Annotated in this window: 19 protein-coding genes, 1 tRNA gene and 1 other RNA gene; 5 read left to right on the top strand and 16 right to left on the bottom strand. The window is 49.8% G+C overall.

Annotated elements, in window-relative coordinates; all coding sequences use genetic code 11:
- The first annotated feature begins 212 nt into the window (after positions 1-212).
- Both CIK96_RS04375 and CIK96_RS04370 read left to right on the top strand, forming a co-directional pair.
- Entirely contained in the window at positions 213-1778 is a 1566-nt protein-coding gene (locus CIK96_RS04375) for a capsule assembly Wzi family protein (RefSeq protein ID WP_094439874.1), read from the top strand.
- On the top strand, positions 1763-2218 hold the full coding sequence (locus CIK96_RS04370; protein ID WP_094439872.1) for a lipocalin-like domain-containing protein: 456 nt from the start codon (positions 1763-1765) through the stop codon (positions 2216-2218). Before CIK96_RS04375 ends, CIK96_RS04370 begins: the two co-directional genes overlap by 16 nt.
- On the opposite strand, the gene CIK96_RS04365 is transcribed toward CIK96_RS04370, so the two are convergent.
- The 9 genes from CIK96_RS04365 to CIK96_RS04325 form a co-directional block, all read right to left on the bottom strand.
- Positions 2198-2866 (bottom strand): sugar transferase, encoded by a 669-nt coding sequence (locus CIK96_RS04365; RefSeq protein WP_094434073.1) that lies wholly within the window; start codon positions 2864-2866, stop codon positions 2198-2200. The genes CIK96_RS04370 and CIK96_RS04365 overlap by 21 nt on opposite strands.
- Before the next feature lie 32 nt (positions 2867-2898).
- Positions 2899-3720, bottom strand: coding sequence for a glycosyltransferase (locus CIK96_RS04360; RefSeq protein ID WP_254047077.1), 822 nt, complete (start codon positions 3718-3720; stop codon positions 2899-2901).
- 35 nt (positions 3721-3755) lie between these two features.
- Entirely contained in the window at positions 3756-4634 is an 879-nt protein-coding gene (locus CIK96_RS04355) for an alpha-1,2-fucosyltransferase (protein WP_254047076.1), read from the bottom strand.
- Positions 4635-4699: 65 nt separating this feature from the next.
- The gene (locus CIK96_RS04350; RefSeq protein ID WP_094439870.1) at positions 4700-5464 is read right to left on the bottom strand and encodes a glycosyltransferase; all 765 of its coding nucleotides are present in this window, start codon (positions 5462-5464) and stop codon (positions 4700-4702) included.
- A 2-nt stretch (positions 5465-5466) separates the two neighbouring features.
- Positions 5467-6579 carry a hypothetical protein gene (locus tag CIK96_RS04345; RefSeq protein WP_094439868.1) on the bottom strand — a complete coding sequence of 371 codons (1113 nt, stop codon included), beginning with the start codon at positions 6577-6579 and terminating at the stop codon, positions 5467-5469.
- Positions 6576-7865, bottom strand: a complete 1290-nt coding sequence (locus CIK96_RS04340) for an oligosaccharide flippase family protein (protein WP_094439866.1) — start codon at positions 7863-7865, stop codon at positions 6576-6578. Before CIK96_RS04340 ends, CIK96_RS04345 begins: the two co-directional genes overlap by 4 nt.
- A complete protein-coding gene (locus tag CIK96_RS04335) occupies positions 7862-9442 on the bottom strand; it encodes a hypothetical protein (RefSeq protein WP_094439864.1) in 1581 nt (526 codons plus the stop codon). The genes CIK96_RS04340 and CIK96_RS04335 overlap by 4 nt, the downstream gene beginning before the upstream one ends.
- A 15-nt stretch (positions 9443-9457) precedes the next feature.
- Positions 9458-10261, bottom strand: coding sequence for a polysaccharide biosynthesis/export family protein (locus tag CIK96_RS04330; protein ID WP_094439862.1), 804 nt, complete (start codon positions 10259-10261; stop codon positions 9458-9460).
- A 287-nt stretch (positions 10262-10548) separates the two neighbouring features.
- Complete coding sequence (locus CIK96_RS04325; RefSeq protein WP_094439860.1) at positions 10549-13725, bottom strand: AraC family transcriptional regulator; 3177 nt, start codon at positions 13723-13725, stop codon at positions 10549-10551.
- Positions 13726-13876: 151 nt separating this feature from the next.
- Here CIK96_RS04325 and ssrA point away from each other — a divergent pair.
- The 3 genes from ssrA to CIK96_RS04310 all read left to right on the top strand — a co-directional run bounded on the left by ssrA (position 13877) and on the right by CIK96_RS04310 (position 15396).
- Positions 13877-14278: a transfer-messenger RNA gene (ssrA, locus tag CIK96_RS04320) on the top strand.
- Between the two features lie 103 nt (positions 14279-14381).
- Entirely contained in the window at positions 14382-15098 is a 717-nt protein-coding gene (locus CIK96_RS04315; protein ID WP_254046814.1) for an AzlC family ABC transporter permease, read from the top strand.
- Complete coding sequence (locus CIK96_RS04310) at positions 15085-15396, top strand: AzlD domain-containing protein (protein WP_094439858.1); 312 nt, start codon at positions 15085-15087, stop codon at positions 15394-15396. Before CIK96_RS04315 ends, CIK96_RS04310 begins: the two co-directional genes overlap by 14 nt.
- Before the next feature lie 106 nt (positions 15397-15502).
- Here the strand turns inward: CIK96_RS04310 and CIK96_RS04305 are convergent, their stop codons facing one another.
- The 7 genes from CIK96_RS04305 to CIK96_RS04275 form a co-directional block, all read right to left on the bottom strand.
- Positions 15503-17197 carry a hypothetical protein gene (locus tag CIK96_RS04305; protein ID WP_144007479.1) on the bottom strand — a complete coding sequence of 565 codons (1695 nt, stop codon included), beginning with the start codon at positions 17195-17197 and terminating at the stop codon, positions 15503-15505.
- A gap of 14 nt (positions 17198-17211) precedes the next feature.
- A complete protein-coding gene (locus CIK96_RS04300) occupies positions 17212-17688 on the bottom strand; it encodes a low molecular weight protein-tyrosine-phosphatase (RefSeq protein ID WP_094439854.1) in 477 nt (158 codons plus the stop codon).
- Positions 17689-17900: 212 nt separating this feature from the next.
- Positions 17901-17974 (bottom strand) — tRNA-His (locus CIK96_RS04295).
- A 142-nt stretch (positions 17975-18116) separates the two neighbouring features.
- On the bottom strand, positions 18117-18512 hold the full coding sequence (gene secG / locus CIK96_RS04290) for a preprotein translocase subunit SecG (RefSeq protein ID WP_094391437.1): 396 nt from the start codon (positions 18510-18512) through the stop codon (positions 18117-18119).
- Between the two features lie 6 nt (positions 18513-18518).
- On the bottom strand, positions 18519-19313 hold the full coding sequence (locus CIK96_RS04285; RefSeq protein WP_094439876.1) for a hypothetical protein: 795 nt from the start codon (positions 19311-19313) through the stop codon (positions 18519-18521).
- A 32-nt stretch (positions 19314-19345) separates the two neighbouring features.
- A complete protein-coding gene (locus CIK96_RS04280; protein WP_094391457.1) occupies positions 19346-19846 on the bottom strand; it encodes an LptE family protein in 501 nt (166 codons plus the stop codon).
- A 68-nt stretch (positions 19847-19914) separates the two neighbouring features.
- The gene (locus CIK96_RS04275) at positions 19915-21156 is read right to left on the bottom strand and encodes a sigma-54-dependent Fis family transcriptional regulator (protein WP_094391438.1); all 1242 of its coding nucleotides are present in this window, start codon (positions 21154-21156) and stop codon (positions 19915-19917) included.
- Positions 21157-21171 lie beyond the last annotated feature (15 nt).

The raw sequence follows: 21171 nt of genomic DNA, 5'->3' as shown, positions 1-21171 counted from the left end.
CATAACTGGACGATGGGTACGCCAGACTTTACCTTTAATACTGTTTCTAATCTTTCTTTTAATGAATGAAAACTACTCATAATGTACCTCTAAAAGCTTTATGTCTAACTTTAGGGGTGCATTTCACTAAGGTACTCACGCTCGGAAGTACAAAAGAAAAAGTGATTTTTCTTTTGTACTTCGCTCGCTTAATCGTATCTTTGTAGCCAGATATGAAATATATTGCAATAGCAACGCTTCTTGCCGTCACATTCAATGCCCATGCCCAACAGCGCGAACCTCTTGCCGACAGTCTTGACTATAGGATGGAACGCCAGAATTCGGCATCGGCGGGTGATCATTTGCCATTATGGCTTCATGCCAATAAGTATGGACTCAGTTCGCTCAAAACTACTAATGGCTTTTGGCGTGCAACCATAGAGCGTCCACTCTCACGTGATGATAGTCGGCGCTGGGGTATTGGTTATGGCCTTGACATGGCTTTAACGGGCAGATATACCAGCCGTTTTGTTGTTCAACAAGCCTATGCTGAGGTGCGCTGGCTCAAGGGTGTGATCACCGTGGGTAGTAAAGAACAACCCATGCAGTTGAAAGATCAGGAACTCAGCAGTGGTTCACAAACTCTGGGTATCAATGCCCGCCCTGTTCCACAAGTGCGACTTTCCTTGCCCGACTATTGGAGCATTCCCGGCACACACCATTGGCTTGCCATAAAAGGACATATTGCCTATGGCAAGACAACCGATGACCATTGGCAGACTGAGTTTACCCAAAGGCAATATAAATACACGCAAAGCACTCTTTATCACAGCAAGGCAGGCTATCTGCGTATTGGAAATGCCAACAAAATCATCGTGTCGCTTGAACTCGGACTGGAGATGGCGGCACAGTTTGGCGGCACCTCATATCTGCGGCAAAGTGATGGCTCGATGAAGGCCTGTCACAATCAAGGCGGACTGAAAGGAATGATAAAGGCATTGGTGCCAGGAGGCGGCGATGTGTTGGAAACGGGAAACCGCAATGCTGCAGGCAATACCTTAGGCAGTTGGCTGGCACGTTTCAATTTCGATGCTGACGAATGGGGATTCAGTCTTTATGCCGACCATTTCTTTGAAGACCAGTCGGCGCTGACCCATCTCAGTCCTGATGGATATGGCGAGGGAGACCAATGGAACACGCAGGTGAAACGGCGCTACAATCTCTATGCCTTCAAAGATATGTTGTGGGGCTTTGAACTTCGTATTCCCGACCAACGATGGATGAATAAGATGGTGTTTGAATACCTCTATACTAAGTATCAGAGTGGTGCCATGTATCATGACCACGACCAAACACTGTCAGACCAAATTGCAGGTCTCGACAACTATTACAACCATTACCTCTATACCGGATGGCAACACTGGGGTGAGGTGATGGGCAATCCGCTTTATACTTCACCTATTTATAATAGCGACCATCGTATTGCTGTGGAGAACAACCGTACTGTAGCCTGTCATCTTGGTATTGCCGGCGATCCTTCTTCCCGCTTACATTATCGCTTACTGGCTACGTGGCAGAAAGGTTTTGGCACCTATTGGGCACCGTTTCCCGATCCACGGCATAACGTCAGTCTATTGGCTGAAGCCTCTTACCGCTTGCGCGATGGTAAGGAACGATGGACTCGGGGATGGACGCTCAGAGGAGCTCTTGCCATGGACAGCGGAACGTTGCTGGGCGACAACTATGGTGTGCAACTCACTTTGATTAAGAACGGAATACTGAAATGGAGAAAGAGATAATGAAACGGCTGATATTTGTATTGACAATATGTATGGCTTTGGTGGCTTGCGACATCGAGACATCAGGCAATGGCGACCTCGATGGCTTCTGGCAACTGCGCCAAGTAGATACTCTTGCCACAGAAGGCACAACAGACATGCGCCAATCGATGATTTATTGGGCTGTGCAAAACCGCTTGATAGAAGTGCGCTTGTTGGAGAATGAGGAGAGCAACGGCACGGGATATCTGTTTCATTTCGACCGGACAGACGACCAATTGAACCTCTCTGTTCCTTATCTGCATCTGCGCGACGAACCCGATGAGGAGGTGATCGACCTTGAGGTGATGCGTCCTTTCGGATTTGATGCCTTGCAACAGTCGTTTGCCATCAAATGCCTTGATAATGATAAAATGATTCTTGAAACGCAATATTTACGCCTACATTTCCGTAAATATTGATGCCCTGTTGTTTATTGTTTTTGTGACAATCTTATAGAAAGTAATGGATAATATTTTCAAATCTTGCCACCACGAACGGTGTCTCAGATAGTTGAGATCCATCTCCAGGCGGCGAAGCATCTTTTCCATGGTATCAGTATAGCCATTGTAAATGGTGGCATAGGAGGTGATTCCTGGACGTATTTGATATAGAAATTGATAGCGTGAATCTCTTTCCATAATCTGATCAATATAGTAGGGACGTTCAGGACGTGGACCGACAAACGACATTTCTCCTTTCAACACATTCCAGAACTGTGGCAGTTCGTCGAGGTGGTAGCGTCTCATCCATCGTCCGGCTTGAGTCAGTCTGATATCGGTGGCATTGTTGCAGAGCTGAGGACCGCTGTTCTCGGCATTGGTCACCATGGTGCGGAATTTATAGATGTAGAATGGGCGTCCGAAGCGTCCGATGCGTTCCTGCCGATAGATGATGGGACCGTCTTTCCCACGCCGTACTGCCAGATAGCAGGCGAGAAACAAAGGGGAGAAGATGATGATGCACATTCCTGCCATGATGAAGTCGAACCATCGCTTCACTTCTCGTTCAAAAGCATTCATGCCATCGTATATATAGTTGTCTATTTGTTTTGTTTGGGTATTATTCATATGTTATTTTTAACGTAGCAATCTTGGTTTTATTATCTACGTAGTAGGAAAATATAGATGTTTTGTCGCAATTTGTTGGGCAACAGTCTTACAACACACCGCATCAGCATGTTTGTTGTCATCTCTATGGTGCTGATATACTTGAACTGATGAAAGGATCGCAATAGGTTGATTTCCGACTTGGTGTATCGCCAGCCGCCCCGTCTGCCGAAGAAGTCTGTAGAGGTGCGGAAGTGTATGAGCGGCTGTTGCAGGTTGTGAAATCGTGCCCCGTCCATGATGAGTCTTACCCATAGGTCGTAGTCTTCAAACAGATAGATGTCATGGTATCCACCTACACGCATCACCGCTTCGCGGCGGAACATCACCGTAGGATGGTTCATCGGGTTGCGGCGTTTGCCAAACCTCACAATGTCGGCATGGTGCTCGGGCAACCGCCGTATAGAGATGGTCTCTGAGGGAGTGGCGCAAAACTCGTCGGTCCATCCTCCCAACACGTCACAGTCAGGGTGTTCTGTCATGTAGTTGTATTGCAGTTCCAGTCGGTTGGGGTAGCAGATGTCATCGGTATCCATGCGCATCACAAGGTCGTTGTGGCAGTGGCGAAGACCTTCGTTGAGTGCCAGTCCAAGTCCACGGTTTTCCTTGAGTGGCACAAACTGCAGTTCGGGATAATTGTTTCGGTAGCAGTCAATCATCGTGTCCAGCGCTTCTGTCAGCGGGCCATCGCCCACGAGTATTATCTCGCTGGCACGGAAAGTCTGACTGAACACGCTGTCTAAACATTGACGTAGGTATGCTGGCTTTTCCCGATGATAGACGGAGAGCAATATACTGCAGTTTATTTGTTGCATGGCTTGCTTGTTTTAATACATCTGTTCATGCGTTGTTATATGGTTATCCAATGGCTGGGCAAAGGAGTGACCGCAGCCTGTCGTCGCCACCAGAGCTTTGGCCCAATGTTGATGGCACCGGTCTGTGTTGCCAACCAAGCGCCCCACCATGAGAACGATGAATTGGCGATGATATGATGTCGGCAGAGGGTCATCAGATGCATGTCCTGTATGCCCTGTTTGCCGTTGTTCCAGTCGGCAAAGATGACTTCTACATCGTTGAGCAATGGTTGCAGATGGGTTTTACACCATACAATATCATCGGAGAAGATGCAGAACAACTGTGCCTGAGCGTGTTGTCGGATGTAGTGGATGGCTTGGGTGTAATAGTCGGTGGCGGTGAGATCATAAAATAGCTTATCGCCGATATAGTCGGTGCGCCGCACATGGATGCTGACAGCCTCTTCCTTTTCCAACCGTTGTGCCAATGCGGTGTTGGCTTCATCGGCGAAGTCGGGAAAGTGGAATCGTTCCATGAGTATGTCACGGCAGTCGCTGAAATATTCCTCATGTTGCCAGTAACCATCATAATAGGTGTTGCCTTGTCGGCTAATAGCCTCATGGTCGATGGCAAAGTTGTGTGGCTCTACACACATGGTTTTTCGCTTGGGCAACAACCTGCTACCAAACCGCCATGATTGAAAGTTGGGGTAGGGGTAAGCCACGTGGGCTATCATTCCGCATGTTGCCTGTTTGATGTCGATGCCAAACACCTCGTTGAGTTGGTATTTTCGCCTATAGCCATTAAACCCATGCAGGTCTGCCATCACCATTTCATCGGGATGGTGTCGTTGCAAGGCGGTATAGAGGGCATATTGAAACATTTGGTTTCCAAGTCCTCCAAGTATCTTGACAATCTTTATCGGTTGTGTCATTATTATGCAAAGGTAATGATAAATCAGCAGAAATGCAAACGATGTTGCGAAATATCTTGGCGCAACTATCTGCCAAATTGTTGCTTGACGGTCATAATCGTCTTCCCGATGGCCAGCATGAGTCGTAGAGAAATGCCCTTGTGCATGGTACCGATGATTTTGGCATCATGCTGCCACGCTTGATAGATATGGATGCTACGGCTAATCTGCCCTTCGTGGTCGTGGGCTGACTCCACGATGAGTGTTGGATAATAGACGATGGCTGACGCGCGAAGCATACGGTAGTACCATTCCACATCGACCAGCCATTGCAACGGCTCATGAAACGCCTGTCGCTTGTCGCATCGAAATGCTACGCAGGCACATGGCCCAATGGCGTTGAGGCCAAATAGCGTGGTGGGGTGGTGCAGCATCCATCGTTTCAATCGTGAAGGAAAGTGTCGCTTCTTTTGTTTCTCTCCTATCATGACGTGCACTTCCGATACGGCAATATCGGCATTGGTCTGTCGCATGACGTGCAGTAACTGGGCGAGATAGTTGTTGCCCACCAAGGCTTCGTCGTGGTGGAGTACAATGCCATATGTGCCCGTAACCTTGCCGAGTCCTTCGTTCCAATTGCCCACCGCCCCCAACTGAGGTCGGTTGTGGTGGTAATTGATTCGATCATCGTGGAGTCCCATGACATACTGTTCGATGCGATTGTCGGTAGAATCGTCGCAGACTATGATTTCCATACTTACCCCTTCTTGGCTGCGCACACTGTCTATAGCACGTTGTGCTAATGCCAGATGGTTGTAGGTTGGGATGATGATAGAGAAGTTGGGAGTCATGATTACGGATGTGATAAGGTTTGATGTTTCTGATTGATGAGATACATGCAAATCAACAATACAGAGAGCGACAATACATTGTCGATACTGCCACCCCAGAAGAGATCAAGTGCCAGTCCGAGAAACAGTCCTAGTTCGGGCGCATAGTGTTTATAGCTACTGTAATGTGAGAAGGTGCGGAATAGTGAAGCGATGAACAAGAACATCAATGGGAGTCCGAAACACAATCCGAAGAGCAGAATGGTCGATTCTGTCACATCGGCTGTTGCCAGCGTTCTGACGCTGAAGCGCGTGTGGTCTGTCACTTGTTGAAACAGAAAACCATTGCCTACCAACGGGCTGTCGTTGAGTCGGTCGATGGTGTGTCCCCATAGTTTATAACGGAAATAATTACTCTCACTGCTCATCATTGTCCATCGGGTCAGTACAACCACCATACCTATCGTGGCACATATTCCCGACAGTAGATAGCTTCGATGGCGATAGAGGTGGAAGGTGATGAGCACCAAGACTAACGCCAACGAGATGAAGTAGCGGAGCGACCCTGCCAATAGCAGATTGACCACCATCAGAAAGGCTACAGAATAGCGCAACCTTTTCCGAAGTCCCATCTCGTTGATGAGGAAACATAGTGCCAAAAACGAAATACTACCCGAATAGAGCGAATTACCCTTGATGCCTTGAAAGCGCGGAATCAGTTCTCCGGGACGGATGGTCAGATACACCCATGGCAACTTCACTCCTGCCACCTGCAGTATATTCGCCATGAGATCGGCTGCAAAGATGGCATAAACGGTATATTTCACAGCGGTCAGCAACCGGCTTTTGTCTTTTACTCCCATCAGCATGACGGTGAGGAAATAAAACTGAATCCATCGCGCCAATGGTGCTGTTTCGGTGGGGCGCGCCATCATCATGAAGAGCCCGACAATGAGCGAGGCTGCCGTGAAGCCTGCAAACAAGGGTACACTCTTCACACATGTTGCAAAGGTGTGCAGGGAAAACAACAGCAGTAGCGCCCCTGCTAACAGCGGAACGAAGGCGTAGCCGGCAAACTGGAGCAATACCAGTGCGATGGCAAATAGTGTTATGCCGAGTTCTTCGCGTGTCTTCATAACGGTTGACTGTTGGGAGTGAAACAGATATAAACGCCCATCACGATGGTTTTTAGCAGATACGCCAATAATACTGCCATCGCCAATGCCGACGATCCCCAATGCAGGGGTAACAGCCATAGGGCCAACAGACATGTGGCAACAGCCCATACGACATTGAACAGGAATCCTGTCCACATCTTGCCGATGCTATAAATTGCCATCTCTATCACGTTTGACACACAGGCAAACACCACCGATACGGCGAGCAGTGACAGTGTGACATGGTTGGTGTAGTCTGTGCCATAGAGAGGCATGATGACAGGGGCTACCACAATGATCAGTAATGCCAACAGCGAGGCAATACCTGCGATGAGTTGGATGTGCAGGCGGAGCGTGTGGCTGAAGGTCTGACTCTCTGTCATGCTCGATAGGATGGGGAGGGCTATCTGACTGATAGCACCTGGAACAAACATGATGATGATTTTCCATTGGTCGGCAGCTTCAAATACTGCCAGTTCTGCGTAGCCGTCGTGCCTCACGAGCATGGCGCGGATAGTCCAGAATACGGGAGTGACCATCAGCGCCGATAGTGCTGCTGGTAGACTGTAGGTCAACAGCAGTTGCCAGTCTTTCTTGCGGATAGCCACACCGTGGGTGGCGATGCCTACGTGTTGCAGGGTGCGCCTCACGGCAAAATGGTAGGCTATATAGAGCACCGCCACACCGAGTCCGAATCCCACAACAGCACCTTCCAATCCATAGATCCAGGCACCGGTGGTCATCAATGTCGCTTCTGCCATGCTGCCCACAAGGGTGCATAGCGCTATGCTGCGAAAGTCTTCCATTCCTGCAAGAATACCGTTGAGCGACCCGTTAAGGGTTGATCCCAACAGCATCAGTCCGCCCAGCATCAATGCTGTTTGCAACTGTGGCGAGTGGAGAATATTGTTTGCCAATAGTCCCGAACAACCTATCATGACCACCATGACTCCCATTCCAAACCATAGGGCGAAGCGGTTGGACATGGCGCAGATGGAAGCTGCCTGTGCGCTGTCAGTATGGCGGTGTTGGGCTATGAAGCGTGTTGCTGTCACTCCGATGCCTGCTGCACCAAACACAATGAACATGCCGATGGTGGAACGCACCATGCCGAGCTCGCCAAACTGGGTTTTGCCCAACAGTCGGGCACAGCCGATGCCTGCCAGCAATACCAGCAGTTTGCCCACAGCCGTCCCGGTAAAGGTCCATAGCGCGCCATTTGCCATGCGTCGTTTGATGTCAGACTTCAATCGTGTGCGGTTCATGCTGTTTTTTCTTCCTCTGTTTCTTCCGTGTCGTTGAGTTGTCGAATATAGAGTACTATCATGGGCAATAGCAGCGCCAAGAGCCATGCTGCTCCAAAGGTCCATAGCTTACGGGGGAAGATGGGGCGCAACTTTCCCATTGGCGGTGTTACCACGCGTATGTTTTTATTGTTGAATGCTCTGTCGATGCCGTTTTCTTCACGCTTCTGCAACAGATAGACGTATAGCGATTCAATCACCTTCTGTTGGCGTTTGGTGGGAAGCATCTTGCTCTTTTTAGTGGGCAGTTCTGCCGCCTTCCCCGTCAGTTCCTGTTCTTTGGCTACCACCCCTTTGAGTTGAATCTCTATTTGCGACAGGGCATGGCTGATTGAAACGGCAATGGCATTGTGCATGGGCGCAATCTGCGCATCGAGGTCGCGCACCAAGGGATTGCGCTCACTGCTGTTTGCTGCCAGATTCTGCCGTTTCAGCACTAGCGTGTTGTAATTTGCAATCTGTTTGGCAATATTGTCGTTGTCGGGTAGAATGTTGCCTGGCAATACCTGATGGTTGTCTCCTTCCTTGCTCATCAACTGTTGCATGTGTTTCAACACATACCGTTGGTTGCTCAGTTTGAGCATCATCTCATTGATATCGGCAGCAGATATTGCCATTGCGTTAGGTGTGGCAGCCCCTATTTCCAACAGGTTGTCGTGCTCGTAGTCGGCGAGTTTGCCATCCAGTTGGCTGAGTGCCTCTTCTATCTCTGTGATGCGCTGATTGATGAAGTTGGTTGAGGCCTGTCGCTCTTCGTCCTTGTCGGCTTGCCACGCTTGAAGATACACCCTTGTCAGCTCGTTGAGTATCAGTTCTGCACGACTGCTGAAAGCGTCATCGTAACTGAGTTGCACTATCGACGTGTTGTTGTTGAGCACATCGCCTTTGATTCGCTTCAAACAGCGTTCTGCCATCTCGTAGGGTGGCTGTTTGGTAATGGTGACGGTGAGTGTCTTTGCCTGGCGCATCAGCGTTTGGAAGGCTGGAGTTGATATTAAGGTGACGGGACCGAGGGGCGTGACACAAACGCTGTTGATGTGTCCGCTTACCTCACCTTTCATCTGTTCTTTGTTTTTCTCGAAATCGGTCAATACCACAGCCCCGTCCTCGTGTAGCGTGGCGCGGAGCCGCAGTTTGTCTGCATCTGTTGCTGCACCAAACTGCGCCTTTATGGGCAGTGTCTCGCCGTAGCGTTCTTCGCGTGTAAACCAGTTGCCTGTGGTGTAGGTCATATCGAGATGGTTGTCTTTCACCACCTTCATCATCAAGGCAGGCGAGAGAAATACTTCCAATTCATTATCCACATTCGATGAGATGTTGAATCCCATATTGGCAAACATGTTCATGCCTGTCATGCTCGACAGCATACTGCCTGGCGATGTCTCATCTTTCACCATGATGTCGGTGGTGCGACGATATAGTGGTGTGACAACAAGCTGGAACAACACCCCTGTAATGGTCATGGCAATGGTGCTCACGGCAAACCATCGCCAGTGGCTGATGCACATCTGGAGAAAACTCTTCTGAACTTTTTTCATAGTTGTTTTTGAGGATTATCGGGTAATGAGAACAGCGAGCGAAGCCAATACCGAGGCAATGGAAATCCATAGCGACATGGATCGTGTCTCGTTGCCGTTGGTGGTTGATTGTCGAATCTTGGTTGGGTTCGCCTTCACATATATCAGGTCGTTCTGGTGTACATAGTAGGCTTCCGACTCGTGGAGAGCTTTGCCACGGGTGAGGTCTGCCATGAGGGTGGTGTGGCGCTCGCCATCGTTGCGCACCACCACGACACTGTCTCTTCTGCCATATACGGTCAGGTCACCAGCCTTTCCCAGTGCTTCCAGTAGCGTCACTTCATCTTTTTCTATTGCGTATTCGCCAGCATTTTTCACCTCGCCCATCACGGTGTAGCTGAGGTTGCGGAAACCAACGGTAACAGTGGCGTGTTTCAGCAGTCCTTCTTCCTCCAATCGTGTTTTGATGTAGTTCTCAACCTCGCTGCGTCTCATGCCTGCCAGATGAATGGTGCCTAATTGTGGGAAATCTATGTTGCCGTTGGCATCGAGTCTGTAGCCCTCCACATACTGCGACCCTTGTGCATTTCCATTGCTCATAGTGGTAGTCATGCCCTTGTTGAATAGAGCATCCAGTTCCGCACTGTTACTCTTCACGAGGATAGAAATCTCGTCTTTTGGCTGCAGTCGGATATAGCCACTGGCAGGTGTTGTGGTCACACTGCCAGACTGCAAATCTTGCAGATAGTTGTAGTTTTTGGGTGTCACACAGGCGGTCATCACCATTGCCGTTGCCATGGTGCAGATCCATCCGCAAATCATTGTTTTCTGTTGTTTCATATTTATAATAACGACAAATCGCACAAATAATTGTCAAAAGTACAAAGAAAAGTTGAAAATATGAAGATAATGGGGGAGAATTGGAATCATAAACCAAAAACAGGGCGCGTCTTATGGCTTTATCTGATCTGCCCGATTCCAACCACTACCCGATAGCAGAGGACTCATCCTGATGAGATTACTGTTTCTTGCGAAAATCCAACGACAGTCAGCGAATTGTCGGGAAACTGATGGGAGAACATCAATACTGTTTCAGACCGTCTCTGCCATGTGCAACTTCTTGATGTTCAGTTGGTTGGACTTACTGAGTCCTTGTTACTCTTCCACTCCGTAGGCGATACACCATACAGTTCGCGGAAGGAATTGATGAAATAGGAGAGGTTTTTGAAACCTACACGGGCGGCGATCTCGTTGACGCGCAGCGTGGTCGTGGTGAGCAGCTTCTCGGCTTGTCTGAGCCGGACGTTGCGAATGAAGATGCTGGCTGACTGGTTGGTCTGGTCTTTCAGCTTGCGGTGCAGACTGGCACGGCTGATGCCTACCTCTCGGCATAGCACATCGACGGAGAAATCGCTCTCGCTGAGGTGGCTGTTGATGGATGCCATGACGCGCTGCATGAATATCTCGTTGGAATCTTCTGTCTCGACTGCCTCCAGCTTGTCGTCTTGCAACTGCTTGCCGTGATAGGTGTTGTAGAGTTGCTGGCGGAGGAGAATGAGGTTGCTGATGCTCTGTTGCAGGATCTTGATATTGAAGGGTTTGGTGATATAGGCGTCGGCGCCGATGCCAAGACCTTGCAACATGGATTCTTCGTCGGCACGGGCGGTGAGGAGGATGACGGGGATGTGGGCAAACTGGATATTCTTTTTCAGCTTGCGACAGAGGGCGATACCATCCATCTCCGGCATGGTGACATCGCTGATGATGGCATCGGGGGCATGGCGGAACACGAGGGCAAGGGCTTCTTTGCCGTTGCGGGCTTCACGGATGTGGTAGCTGGATGAGAGGGCACTGCAGAGGTAGTTTCTCACTTCATCATCGTCTTCCACGATAAGCAGATGGCGGGAGGTGTGCGACTTCTGCAGACTGGCTGGAGCGGTTTCCTGCGCCTCGTTGCTCCTGATCGGACCGATGGGTTCTTCCTCTGTGGCTTGCGCTGCGAGATGCTGCAGACGCTCGGCATTGCGGAGCATCAGCCGGTAGGTGGCTTGGCGGTCGGGGTCTGCATCAGTGTCGATGAGCTGGGTCAGCGGACTGATGATGAGCGACATCGGAGTGCGTATCTTGTGGGAGATGAGGGCGAGGGCTTTGACCTTCTCGCGACTTTTGATCCAGAAGAATACAAGGGCGAAGATGAAGAGGAGGAGGGCGGACAGCAGGAGACGCGTCAGCCAACTGTTCCACCACGGACGACGGATGTCTATCTCTACCTGTTTCACTTCCGATCGCTTGCCGTTGTACTCCACGGCATAGCGGAGGATGTGGCTGCCTGCATCGAGATTGCTGAAGGTGACCAGGTGGCCGCCTTCGGGGATGGTGGCCCATGGCTCGTCGTCTAAGGAGTAGGCATAGGTGCACTCGGCAGGAGCATCGGTCTCTTCGGACGAGAGTTCGATGCTGAACGAGTTGTTTTCGTAGGCTATGCTGAAATGCTGCGACTGGTAGATATTGTCGGTCATGACGGGTTCGCCGCCGGTGAGGGTTCGGGTGTTTGCCGGCACATTGTTGATATACAGGGCTGTGAGGCGGGGGTGGAGCACGTACTGATGGCGGGCAATGGCGGAGGGCCGGAAATAGGTGATGCCGCCGTGACCGGCAAACCATAGTGTGCCGTCGGTATCTTTCAGCAGGGCTCCTTTCGAGAACTCGTTGCCTTGCAGTCCGTCGCTGACGGAATAGTTGGTGAAGATGTTGCCCAGCTCGTCGAAGCACGACAGACCGGCATTGGAGGAGAACCAGATGAGGCCGCGCTCGTCTTCGCTGATGGCAAAGACGGAATTGGAGGGCATGCCGTCGGAGGTGGTGTAGCTCTTGGTGTGGTCGCCATCCACCACAAGGAGGCCGTCGGATGTGCCTACCCACAGTCTGCCGTGGCGGTCTTCATGGATGGCATAGACTATGCGCTGCTCGCACAGGTGGCGATGCGTGGTGATGTTGTATATGCCGTTGAAGGTGCCTGCCAGCACATGGCCGTTTGACAATACATAGAGGCAGTTGACGTATTTGTTGATGACGGGACTGCTCACCCATGAGAGCGATTTCTTCTGCATGTCATAGCAATAGACACCATAGCCCATGGTGCCGAGCCATATCCTGCGGTTGCGGTCTTCTCTAATGGCAAAGACGTTGGCTTGTTCGGGAAGTCCGGGCACGGGGGTGAACACACCGCCTGTGCCGCTATAGCAGGGGTAGCCGAACGACCCGATCCACGTCCGGCCGTCGGAGTCTTCTATCACGCTGTTGATGATTGGGGGAACGCCCTGAACAAGGTGTTGGGACGATGATCCGTACAGACGATAAAGACCATCGCCATCGGTGCCGACCCACAGACCACCGTCTTTGTCTCGGCATAGCGACAGGATGCAGTGAGAACCGATGATGTTCTTCTGTGTGGTGCGCGAACCGATGTAGCCAAACATGCTTCTGCGCTGGGAAACCATGACAACGCCCTTCTGATACAGCGCTATCCATAGGTTGCCCCTGTGGTCTTTCTCTATATGGCGCACCTTCTCCAAACTTTGAGAAAAGCCTGGTATGTCGAGGGGATAGTCGCTATAGGTGTGACGTTGCTCGTCGTAGAGCTTGAGCCCCTTACTGTCGGTGCCAAGCAGCAGGTGGTTGTTGTCGTATCTCATGAAGGTACGGACGTTGAGCTCGCGAGGCAGTGAGGCTATGATCCTGTTGGGAAAATAGGGCTTTTCCGTCTGGCGCACCTCCACCTTCTTATTGCCAGACGTCAAGATCTCACACGACATACCGCCTGCACCATAGAGGCGGCCGTCGGGGGCAAGGTGCATCACATTGATGCTTGCATTCATCGGCCTGCCATCGGGAAGTGTGGCTAGAGGGGAAAAATCGTCGCTGTCGTATCGGTAGATTTGCACGCCTTTATAGGTGCCGACAATGAGATTGCCGTTGGCATCGGCAATCAGCGAACTCACATAGTTGCTGGCCAGCGAATGGCAGTCGCCCTTGCGGTGCTTGTAGGTGGTGATCTTCACTCCGTCATATCGGTTTAATCCGTCCTCGGTGGCAATCCATATCAATCCGTATCGGTCTTCATGCAGGAAGGTCACAAGACTGCTCGTCAGGCCTTTCTCCGTGGAAAGAAAGGTGAAAGCCTGTCCACTGGCATGTACTGCAAGGAGCAGCAACAGACTGATGGATGCTCCGATTCTGCCAAGGTAAGCAAACGAAAGATGTGATGCATGGACGTAATCCATGATATATTTTGGGTGATTCATGCCTATTCGTTTCAGGTTCGTACGGATTTTGATGGGCAAAGTTAGTGAAAAATGTATGAAAGGGCAAATATAATTCGGCTTTTTCCAACGGAAATGTTGCAAGTTATGTGGAAATGTTGTAAATTTGCAACCTCAAACAACAATATCACTCGGGGTTGACTGGATTTGACAGCGGGCTGAGATGGTATGTAAGCATGCGGAGTGACGACTGTAAACTCCATAATCCATTCGGTCAAAAATTTAATTGGCGAAAACAAATACGCTCTCGCTGCCTAATCGAAGTACAGTAGATTACTGGCTTAATTCCCTTACTAGGTGAGGGAACGAGACATCGCTCTTCTGGATGTTGTTCCGAATCAGGAAGGTATAGCGGTGCAGGATAATCGGAAATAGTCTGCGTGGAGCTCCGACAGGCAGATGAAATTCAGGAGATAAGGTCATGATTGGTGGTCCAGGTCTTGTCATGATTCGAAAAACAAAGGCTGGAATAAGCATGTAGAAAGCATATGGTTTCCCTGTTTGGACGAGGGTTCGACTCCCTCCAGCTCCACTCCTATGAGTTCCAATCGTTAACAACTAATGGTTGGGACTTTTTTTATGAATATGGACCGAACAGCAGACTGCTGGCATGACGGGAAATGGATTTTCAGACGGAGATGCAATATAAAGATATCATTCAAGGGTTTCGCGACGGTACTCCCATTGCCATGGGGTATTTTGCCGTAGCTTTCTCACTGGGCATCATTGCCAAACAGGCTGGACTGACGGCGGCAATAGGATTCGTAAGCAGTTTCTTTACTCGTGCATCGGCTGGCGAATATGGGGTATATACGCTTGTGGCTGCTCAAGCGACATACGTAGAAATCGTTGCCATGTGTCTGGTGGTCAACTTGCGCTATATGCTGATGAGCGCTGCGCTCTCGCAGAAGATTGCCCCTGGAACGTCGTGGATGCATAGGGTGCTGATGGCTTGCTGTGTCACCGATGAGGTATTCGGCATTTCTATTGCGCGTAAAGGCTATTGCCCACCGGCTTATACCTATTCGGCGGCATGGGTATCTACGATGATGTGGGCTTCGGGATGTGCGGCTGGTATTGTGGCTGGCGGAATGTTGCCTTCTGCGATCGTTGCTGCGCTTAGCGTGGCGCTCTACGGTATGTTTCTTGCCGTTATCATGCCCGTTGCTCGCAACGACCGTTATGTACGCTATGCTGTTGCTGCGAGTTTTGTGTTGAGTGGTATTTGTAGCGTGGCACCGGGGATAAGCGGGTGGAGCAGTGGAACGCGAACCATTGTGCTGACCATTCTTATCTCGGCTGTTGCCGCTTGGTGGAAACCTGTAAAGACGGAGGAGCAATATGGACAGGCATAATATCATCATCTGCATCCTTTTGGCCATCATCACTACGAATATGATTCGCGTGATACCGATGTTGCTGATCAAAGGACAGATCAACAATCGTTTTCTGCGCAGCTTCCTTTATTATGTTCCTTATGTCACGTTGGCGGTGATGACCTTCCCTGGCATCATCCAGACTACAATGTCGCCTATATCGGGCCTTGTTGCTCTTATAGTTGGCCTTGTTGCGGCTTGGCGGCGTATGGGACTCTTCGCAGTAGCTGTCATTTGCTGTACTATCGTTTATCTGCTGGATTGCCTGATTCTATAGTTCTGAATGGGAAAGCAAGAAATCGGTCATTAGGATTATCATCAACCCTAATGACCGATTTGAGTTTTATCCCATCCTTTTACTTGGTTTCCTGAGAAATACGGAACTATTGCAAGAGGATGGATTGAATGACGGTGGCTGAAGCTCCTGTACTTCCTGTGTGTTGCAGATGGAAACCGCCATAATGGTTGGGGTGGGGCATGGTGGCGGTCAGCGTTTGTTCCTGTAGTGCCACTGAATCGGACGTTGGAGTCACAAGTGAGGATGCTATAGTAGCGGTCAGCTGACTGTCAACAGATTGTAATGTGATGGAACAACGGCCCTTGAAAAGGTCACAACGGGTGCCTTCTGTCAATGGGGTGACTTGACCATTGGCATATTCCATAAGACTGACTACTACGGAATGGTCGTAGTCGGGGGTGCGCTGCAGTCGAAGGCCATAGCCGGTGAGTGTTCGGGTATCGAACTTGATGCAGATGTCGAGATATTGTGTGGTGGCGCTGCCAAAACCTTGACCGCCGCTCTTGCAGGGAACAACAACAAGATGGCAACGCTGATTGCCTACAGAGTCATGCCCTTCTGCGGGGGTGTACATCATGCGTGCGCCCTTTTGCAGTTGCATCAGGCCCCAGCAACCTTCTGCACCATCTATGCCTTCTGCATATCCCCAACTGCTATGCGTATTGTCTGCAGTCCAGTCGCGGTCCATCGTGTCAAGTGGCTTGTAGCAGTCGAGTGTCCATTGCCCACTGATAATGGCGGTCTGCGGACCGATGGCAAAGGGTGGCAGACTGACGGGTAATGCTGCGGTAGGTTGCGGCACGTTGAGGGGCTTTCCATTGAGGGTGCAGCCTGTCATTACACAGCGATGACGAGGATCCGGACGCTTGGTCCATTCGATAGTCAGCACAGGATCGTCGCTGGTCCAACGACAGTCGGTCATACTAACGGGACCGCTCGCCTTGGTCAGATATTGGGTGCCCTTCGTCTTGCTGTGTAGGTCGCAGTCAATAAACGTCGCACCTTGGATGCCGTCGGTAGTGTAAAAGGGTTTGCTGCTGAATAGCGTAAAGCGACACTGACGATAGATGCCAGTTCCGCAGAGAGCATCGTCGGTACATTCGAAATAGCAACGCTCGAAATTGGTGTGTGGTGCTCCGACAAACGGGCAGAGGTTGAGGCGTGAGATAAAACGGCAGTTGGTCAGGGTGTAGCGGTCACCTTGGCAGATGGCCAACTGTGCCTGTACAATGGCGTTTCGTCTTTTGGCGCGGTTGAGCTTTGGATTGCGGGGATATTCAAGATCGACATTGCAATAGTTGCCAAAGGTGATATTGTCGGCTTTGAAATCAGATCCGATAAAGTGGAACATGGTGAAGTTGCCATCTGCACCTTGGGTTTGTCCGCGGTTGCATGCCAATACTACGTCTTCGGCTTTGTCGCTCATGCCTATCATGTGCACTCTGTTGATGGTTACTTCGCAGCCGTAAGGGGTGGTTTCGCCTTTGCGAGGCATGCGTATGGCTTTATCGTCGGGATTGTCAATCCAATAGACAGAGGGCTCGATATAGATTTCTGTCCATGTCGTGTCGGTTGACGACTTTTGTTCGGCGGCACGTAGCGCTTCTTCAATAGTGCGGAATGTGTTTCGTCGAGCATTGGTAGGTTTGCTTCCCACCAGCAGTCTGTGCTCGTTGGTGGTGAGGGTGTTGCCTTGATAGGTGAAGCGCGTTTGCGCCTCTGTGCCTATACTGACGGCCAGTCCCATCAGAAGCAGTAGTTTGTTTGTAAAGTGTGACATGTGTAGATTGTTTTTTATAATTCTGTTGTAAGTTGTTTCAGTAGTGATTCGCAGGAGTCTTCGAGTAGTTCTATCACCAGTTCGAAGTCGCGCTCGTCTCCGTAATAGGGGTCGGGGATGGTGGCATTATTGTGGTGGCGCAGAAAGTCGGACATCAGTAGTATTTTCGATTCGTCTTCTGCGCTACGGGCTTTGGCTTTGATGGCTTTGAGGTTGTCGTGGTCCATGCCGATGATATAGTCGAAACGGGCAAAGTCGTCGCTTGTCAGTTGGCGAGCTCTTGTGCTGAAGTCGTAGCCATGGCGTGTGCCACATCGTCTCATTCTTGCATCGGGCAAGTCGCCCACATGCCAAGGACCTATTGCTGCTGAGTCAATGATGAAATCGTCAGTCAGTTGCTGTTGGTTGACGAGGTGTTGGAATATTCCCTCTGCTGCTGGTGAACGGCAGATGTTTCCGAGGCAAACGAATAGTATTCTCTTTTTGTTCATAATGTTTTTATCTTATAATGATGATGTGGATGTTGTATGCTGAAAATCTGTTGTGGTATTATATATAATATGTACGCGCGTATAGAGATTTTGTTGTGTTAGTATGGGAGCTTTCGTGCTGTTTCTGTGTTTGCATGATAGCTTTGTGTCGTTTGTTTGATATAAACAATAAAGCCTGCAAGTGTTGAAACTTGCAGGCTTCGGTTTAGTTGGGTGCCCGGTGGGACTCGAACCCACGACATTCAGAACCACAATCTGACGCTCTAACCAACTGAACTACGGGCACCATCTGTGCTCTCATCTGGAAAGCGAGTGCAAAGGTACGCGATTTATTCGAGATTACCAAATAAATCGCGCACTTTTTTACACTTTAGCTTTATTTTCTTCCAAAAAGGAGCGTTTGCGCGATGCCTGACCGTCTGCAAGGCTTATTTTGCAGGAGCGGCAGGTGCAGGAGTCTGTGCAGGAGCAGCAGGTGTTTTGGCATCCTGTACTGGAGTTTCAGACTTGCTTTGGCTGGCACCGAAACCTGGCAATGTGTTGGGGTTGGCTGTTGATTTCTCAACATTCTCCATCACGGAGCTGTCGGTAACGGCAGTAGGAGCTACCCATGCGCATACGATGCTGAAGAACACCATTGCGATAGCAAGTCCCCAAGTGGCTTTCTCGATGAAGTCGGTTGTCTTGCGTACACCGGCCAATGAGTTGTAGGAAGAGAAGTTTGATGAAAGACCACCTCCTTTAGATTCCTGGATCAGTACGACGAGAATCATCAGTACTGCAGCCAGGAGGATCAGAATTACAAATAATGTGTAAAGTCCCATGTTGTTTTACTTTTTGTTTTTATTACTGTTTATTATTAATTTCTCTAAGAATCTTATCTGGTCGGCAAAGTATGCGTTCTTTCCTGGGAATTGCGTGCTGAGCCTTTGTATGATGTCGAGTGCCTTTTGGTAGCGTCCTTGTTTGATATAGATGCGTGCCAAGGTCTCGGTGAAGAATTCTTCTTCGTTGTCGCTGCTTTGCTCTGCTTCTGGTTTGGCATTGGCGGGTTGTGCTGCTTGTTGGCTGTTTCCTTCGCCGTTGTCTTCTTCGTCGGCTATATTGTCGCGCATATCGCCTAATGCAAAGCGTCCTTGTTCTTTTTCAAGGAAGTTGTCGATGAGGCTTTGTCCCTGCATCTTTGGCAGTTCGTTTCCTGTTTGTTCTTCCTCATCTTCACTTTCCAGAAGATACGCTACGTAATCGACGGTAGCGTCTGCTGGGGTGGGGCGTCGTTTCTTTTTCTCTGTTTCTGGCTCCTCGCTCGGAATGGATCCAAGGAAGGTGTCGATGAGTGCGATGGTGCGGTCGCCATCGGGTGCTGTTTCAACGGGCTTCGCTTCGTGATTCCAGCGGTAGTGTGCGCCTTCCACCACATTGAACAGCGTGCGTCTGTCGGTGATATATACTGCTGATCTGCGCAGTTCCTCATCGAATGATGGGTCGTGGAGCAGATAGAGGTTCTGCAGCATCAGCAATCGGATGGTCTGGTAGTACGGGTGTAATGCCAGCATGGCTCGCAACTCATAGAGTGTGTCGCGGTCCATTCTCTCCGGATTATTGATGAGCTCTGCAATATTTATCATGCTTTAAACCTTTTGTGTTAACGGTGACTTTACCAGTTGGCCACTGTGGCATTGAATATCTGTTCGCAGAGTTCTTTCGACATTTGTGTCACGAGTTCCTCCTGTACGGAGTTGAGTGACTTTGTCGTTTCGTATGTTGCCGAGGCTGTAAACTGGCGCTCGAAGTCTTCGTTGTGGTTCACATTGTTGGTGAAACGCACATTGACCGTCATTGAGAGTTCGGTCTGTGCAGAATATCCTTCAGCAGAAACAGATTTGTTTCGCTGTTGGTATTGGGTGATTTCGCCTTCTATTTTTAGGTCGCCGTTGCGCTTTACCTGTTGCAGACGGGTGTGGTTTGCAAACTGGTCTTTCAACTGATTGTTGAATAATGGTCCCATCGGGCCCCATACATAGCTGGAACGTATAGGGAAATCGGCTATCTGGATGCTTTTAGTTTTTGAATAGTCGATGCTGGCACCATTGAATTTGTAGCTTACCGAACAGGCGCAGAGCAGCATGAGTGCCACAACGGCAATTCCGCGAAGCATAGGAGCTGCGAGGTGTCGGATGGTGGTATGTGTGAATAATGGTTTCATGCTCTGTTATTTCTGTTTTGTTATTTGTTGTTGGATGGTTTGTCCAGTCCGTATTGCTTCAGTCTGCGGTAGAGAGTTCGGTCGCTGATGCCCAGCTCCAATGCAGCTTTTTTTCTGTTACCTCCATTTCTTTCCAGAGCCTTTTCCAGTGCCTGCCGACTCCAGTCGTTGAGATTGAGGTTTTCTGGCTCTTTCTCTGGCTCAACATATTCTTCTGCCTCTGCGACTTCCATTCTTGGTTGGATGGGCTGTATGGTATTGATGGTTGCCAGTTGTGTGGTGGCAATACCGGTTGTGTCATTCGCCGGTGTGGGCTGTCCGTCGTTTATTTGTTTTTTCAGCGTGCTTATCTCTCGTCGCATATCGTTGACATTACTGCGAAGTTCGAAGAGTATTTTATAGAGAATCTCTCTTTCGTTTTCGAAGCTATGATCATCCTTTGTGCGGATAGTTGCCAGTTGTGTGGTTTCCTGATCCTGTGGGATAAACCGCATGATAGCATCTGCTGTGATTTGCCGGTCGGTGCTGAGTATTGAGATTTGCTCGGTGATGTTTTTTAATTGTCTTACATTGCCAGGCCATTTGTATTTCATCAGCACTTGTTTTGCTCCTTCGGTCAGCACAACCTTTTCCATGTGGTATTTCTCTGCCATCTGCATGGCAAAGAGACGGAACAGCAAGATGATGTCTTCGCCGCGTTTGCGGAGTGGTGGCATTTGAATGGGGATTGAGTTGAGGCGGTAGTAGAGGTCTTCGCGGAAGCGTCCCTCTGTAATGGCCTGTCGGATATTGACGTTTGTCGCAGCTACGATGCGGACGTCGGTTTTATGCACTTCGGTAGCTCCTACTGGTATGTATTCTCCTGTTTCGAGCACGCGTAACAGTCGGGCTTGTGTTGCCAAAGGCAGTTCTCCTACTTCATCGAGGAAGAGTGTTCCTTTGTTTGCCACTCCGAAATATCCTAGTGAGTCGTTGATGGCTCCTGTGAATGATCCTTTCACATGTCCGAAGAGTTCAGAGTCGATAGTGCCTTCTGGAATAGAACCGCAGTTGATGGCGAAATACTTCTCTCTGCGGCGTGGTGAATTGTCGTGTATGACGCGTGGTATGATTTCTTTTCCCACTCCGCTTTCTCCAACAATAAGCACGCTTAAGTCTGTCGGCGCCACTTGTAGTGCGACGTCGAGTGCATGGTTCAGACTTTCGCAGTTGCCTACGATGCTGTAACGTTGTTTGATGGTCTGTAGTTCAGAACTCTTCATTTAGCGGACAAAGGT

This window comes from Prevotella sp. P4-98, from assembly GCF_002251405.1.
Taxonomy (GTDB): domain Bacteria; phylum Bacteroidota; class Bacteroidia; order Bacteroidales; family Bacteroidaceae; genus Prevotella.
This window is presented reverse-complemented; position numbering and strand designations above follow the sequence as displayed.

What these genes read in the sequence shown, in the direction of transcription:
- CIK96_RS04345 (WP_094439868.1), bottom strand. Translation starts at nt 6,579, where the DNA reads ATGAAGACACGCGAAGAACTCGGCATAACACTATTTGCCATCGCACTG.
- CIK96_RS04330 (WP_094439862.1), bottom strand. Translation starts at nt 10,261, where the DNA reads ATGAAACAACAGAAAACAATGATTTGCGGATGGATCTGCACCATGGCA.
- secG (WP_094391437.1), bottom strand. Translation starts at nt 18,512, where the DNA reads ATGGGACTTTACACATTATTTGTAATTCTGATCCTCCTGGCTGCAGTA.
- CIK96_RS04340 (WP_094439866.1), bottom strand. Translation starts at nt 7,865, where the DNA reads ATGAACCGCACACGATTGAAGTCTGACATCAAACGACGCATGGCAAAT.
- CIK96_RS04325 (WP_094439860.1), bottom strand. Translation starts at nt 13,725, where the DNA reads ATGAATCACCCAAAATATATCATGGATTACGTCCATGCATCACATCTT.
- CIK96_RS04370 (WP_094439872.1), top strand. Translation starts at nt 1,763, where the DNA reads ATGGAGAAAGAGATAATGAAACGGCTGATATTTGTATTGACAATATGT.
- CIK96_RS04335 (WP_094439864.1), bottom strand. Translation starts at nt 9,442, where the DNA reads ATGAAAAAAGTTCAGAAGAGTTTTCTCCAGATGTGCATCAGCCACTGG.
- CIK96_RS04365 (WP_094434073.1), bottom strand. Translation starts at nt 2,866, where the DNA reads ATGAATAATACCCAAACAAAACAAATAGACAACTATATATACGATGGC.
- CIK96_RS04305 (WP_144007479.1), bottom strand. Translation starts at nt 17,197, where the DNA reads ATGTCACACTTTACAAACAAACTACTGCTTCTGATGGGACTGGCCGTC.
- CIK96_RS04375 (WP_094439874.1), top strand. Translation starts at nt 213, where the DNA reads ATGAAATATATTGCAATAGCAACGCTTCTTGCCGTCACATTCAATGCC.
- CIK96_RS04275 (WP_094391438.1), bottom strand. Translation starts at nt 21,156, where the DNA reads ATGAAGAGTTCTGAACTACAGACCATCAAACAACGTTACAGCATCGTA.
- CIK96_RS04355 (WP_254047076.1), bottom strand. Translation starts at nt 4,634, where the DNA reads ATGACACAACCGATAAAGATTGTCAAGATACTTGGAGGACTTGGAAAC.
- CIK96_RS04310 (WP_094439858.1), top strand. Translation starts at nt 15,085, where the DNA reads ATGGACAGGCATAATATCATCATCTGCATCCTTTTGGCCATCATCACT.
- CIK96_RS04315 (WP_254046814.1), top strand. Translation starts at nt 14,382, where the DNA reads ATGCAATATAAAGATATCATTCAAGGGTTTCGCGACGGTACTCCCATT.
- CIK96_RS04350 (WP_094439870.1), bottom strand. Translation starts at nt 5,464, where the DNA reads ATGACTCCCAACTTCTCTATCATCATCCCAACCTACAACCATCTGGCA.
- CIK96_RS04280 (WP_094391457.1), bottom strand. Translation starts at nt 19,846, where the DNA reads ATGCTTCGCGGAATTGCCGTTGTGGCACTCATGCTGCTCTGCGCCTGT.
- CIK96_RS04360 (WP_254047077.1), bottom strand. Translation starts at nt 3,720, where the DNA reads ATGCAACAAATAAACTGCAGTATATTGCTCTCCGTCTATCATCGGGAA.
- CIK96_RS04300 (WP_094439854.1), bottom strand. Translation starts at nt 17,688, where the DNA reads ATGAACAAAAAGAGAATACTATTCGTTTGCCTCGGAAACATCTGCCGT.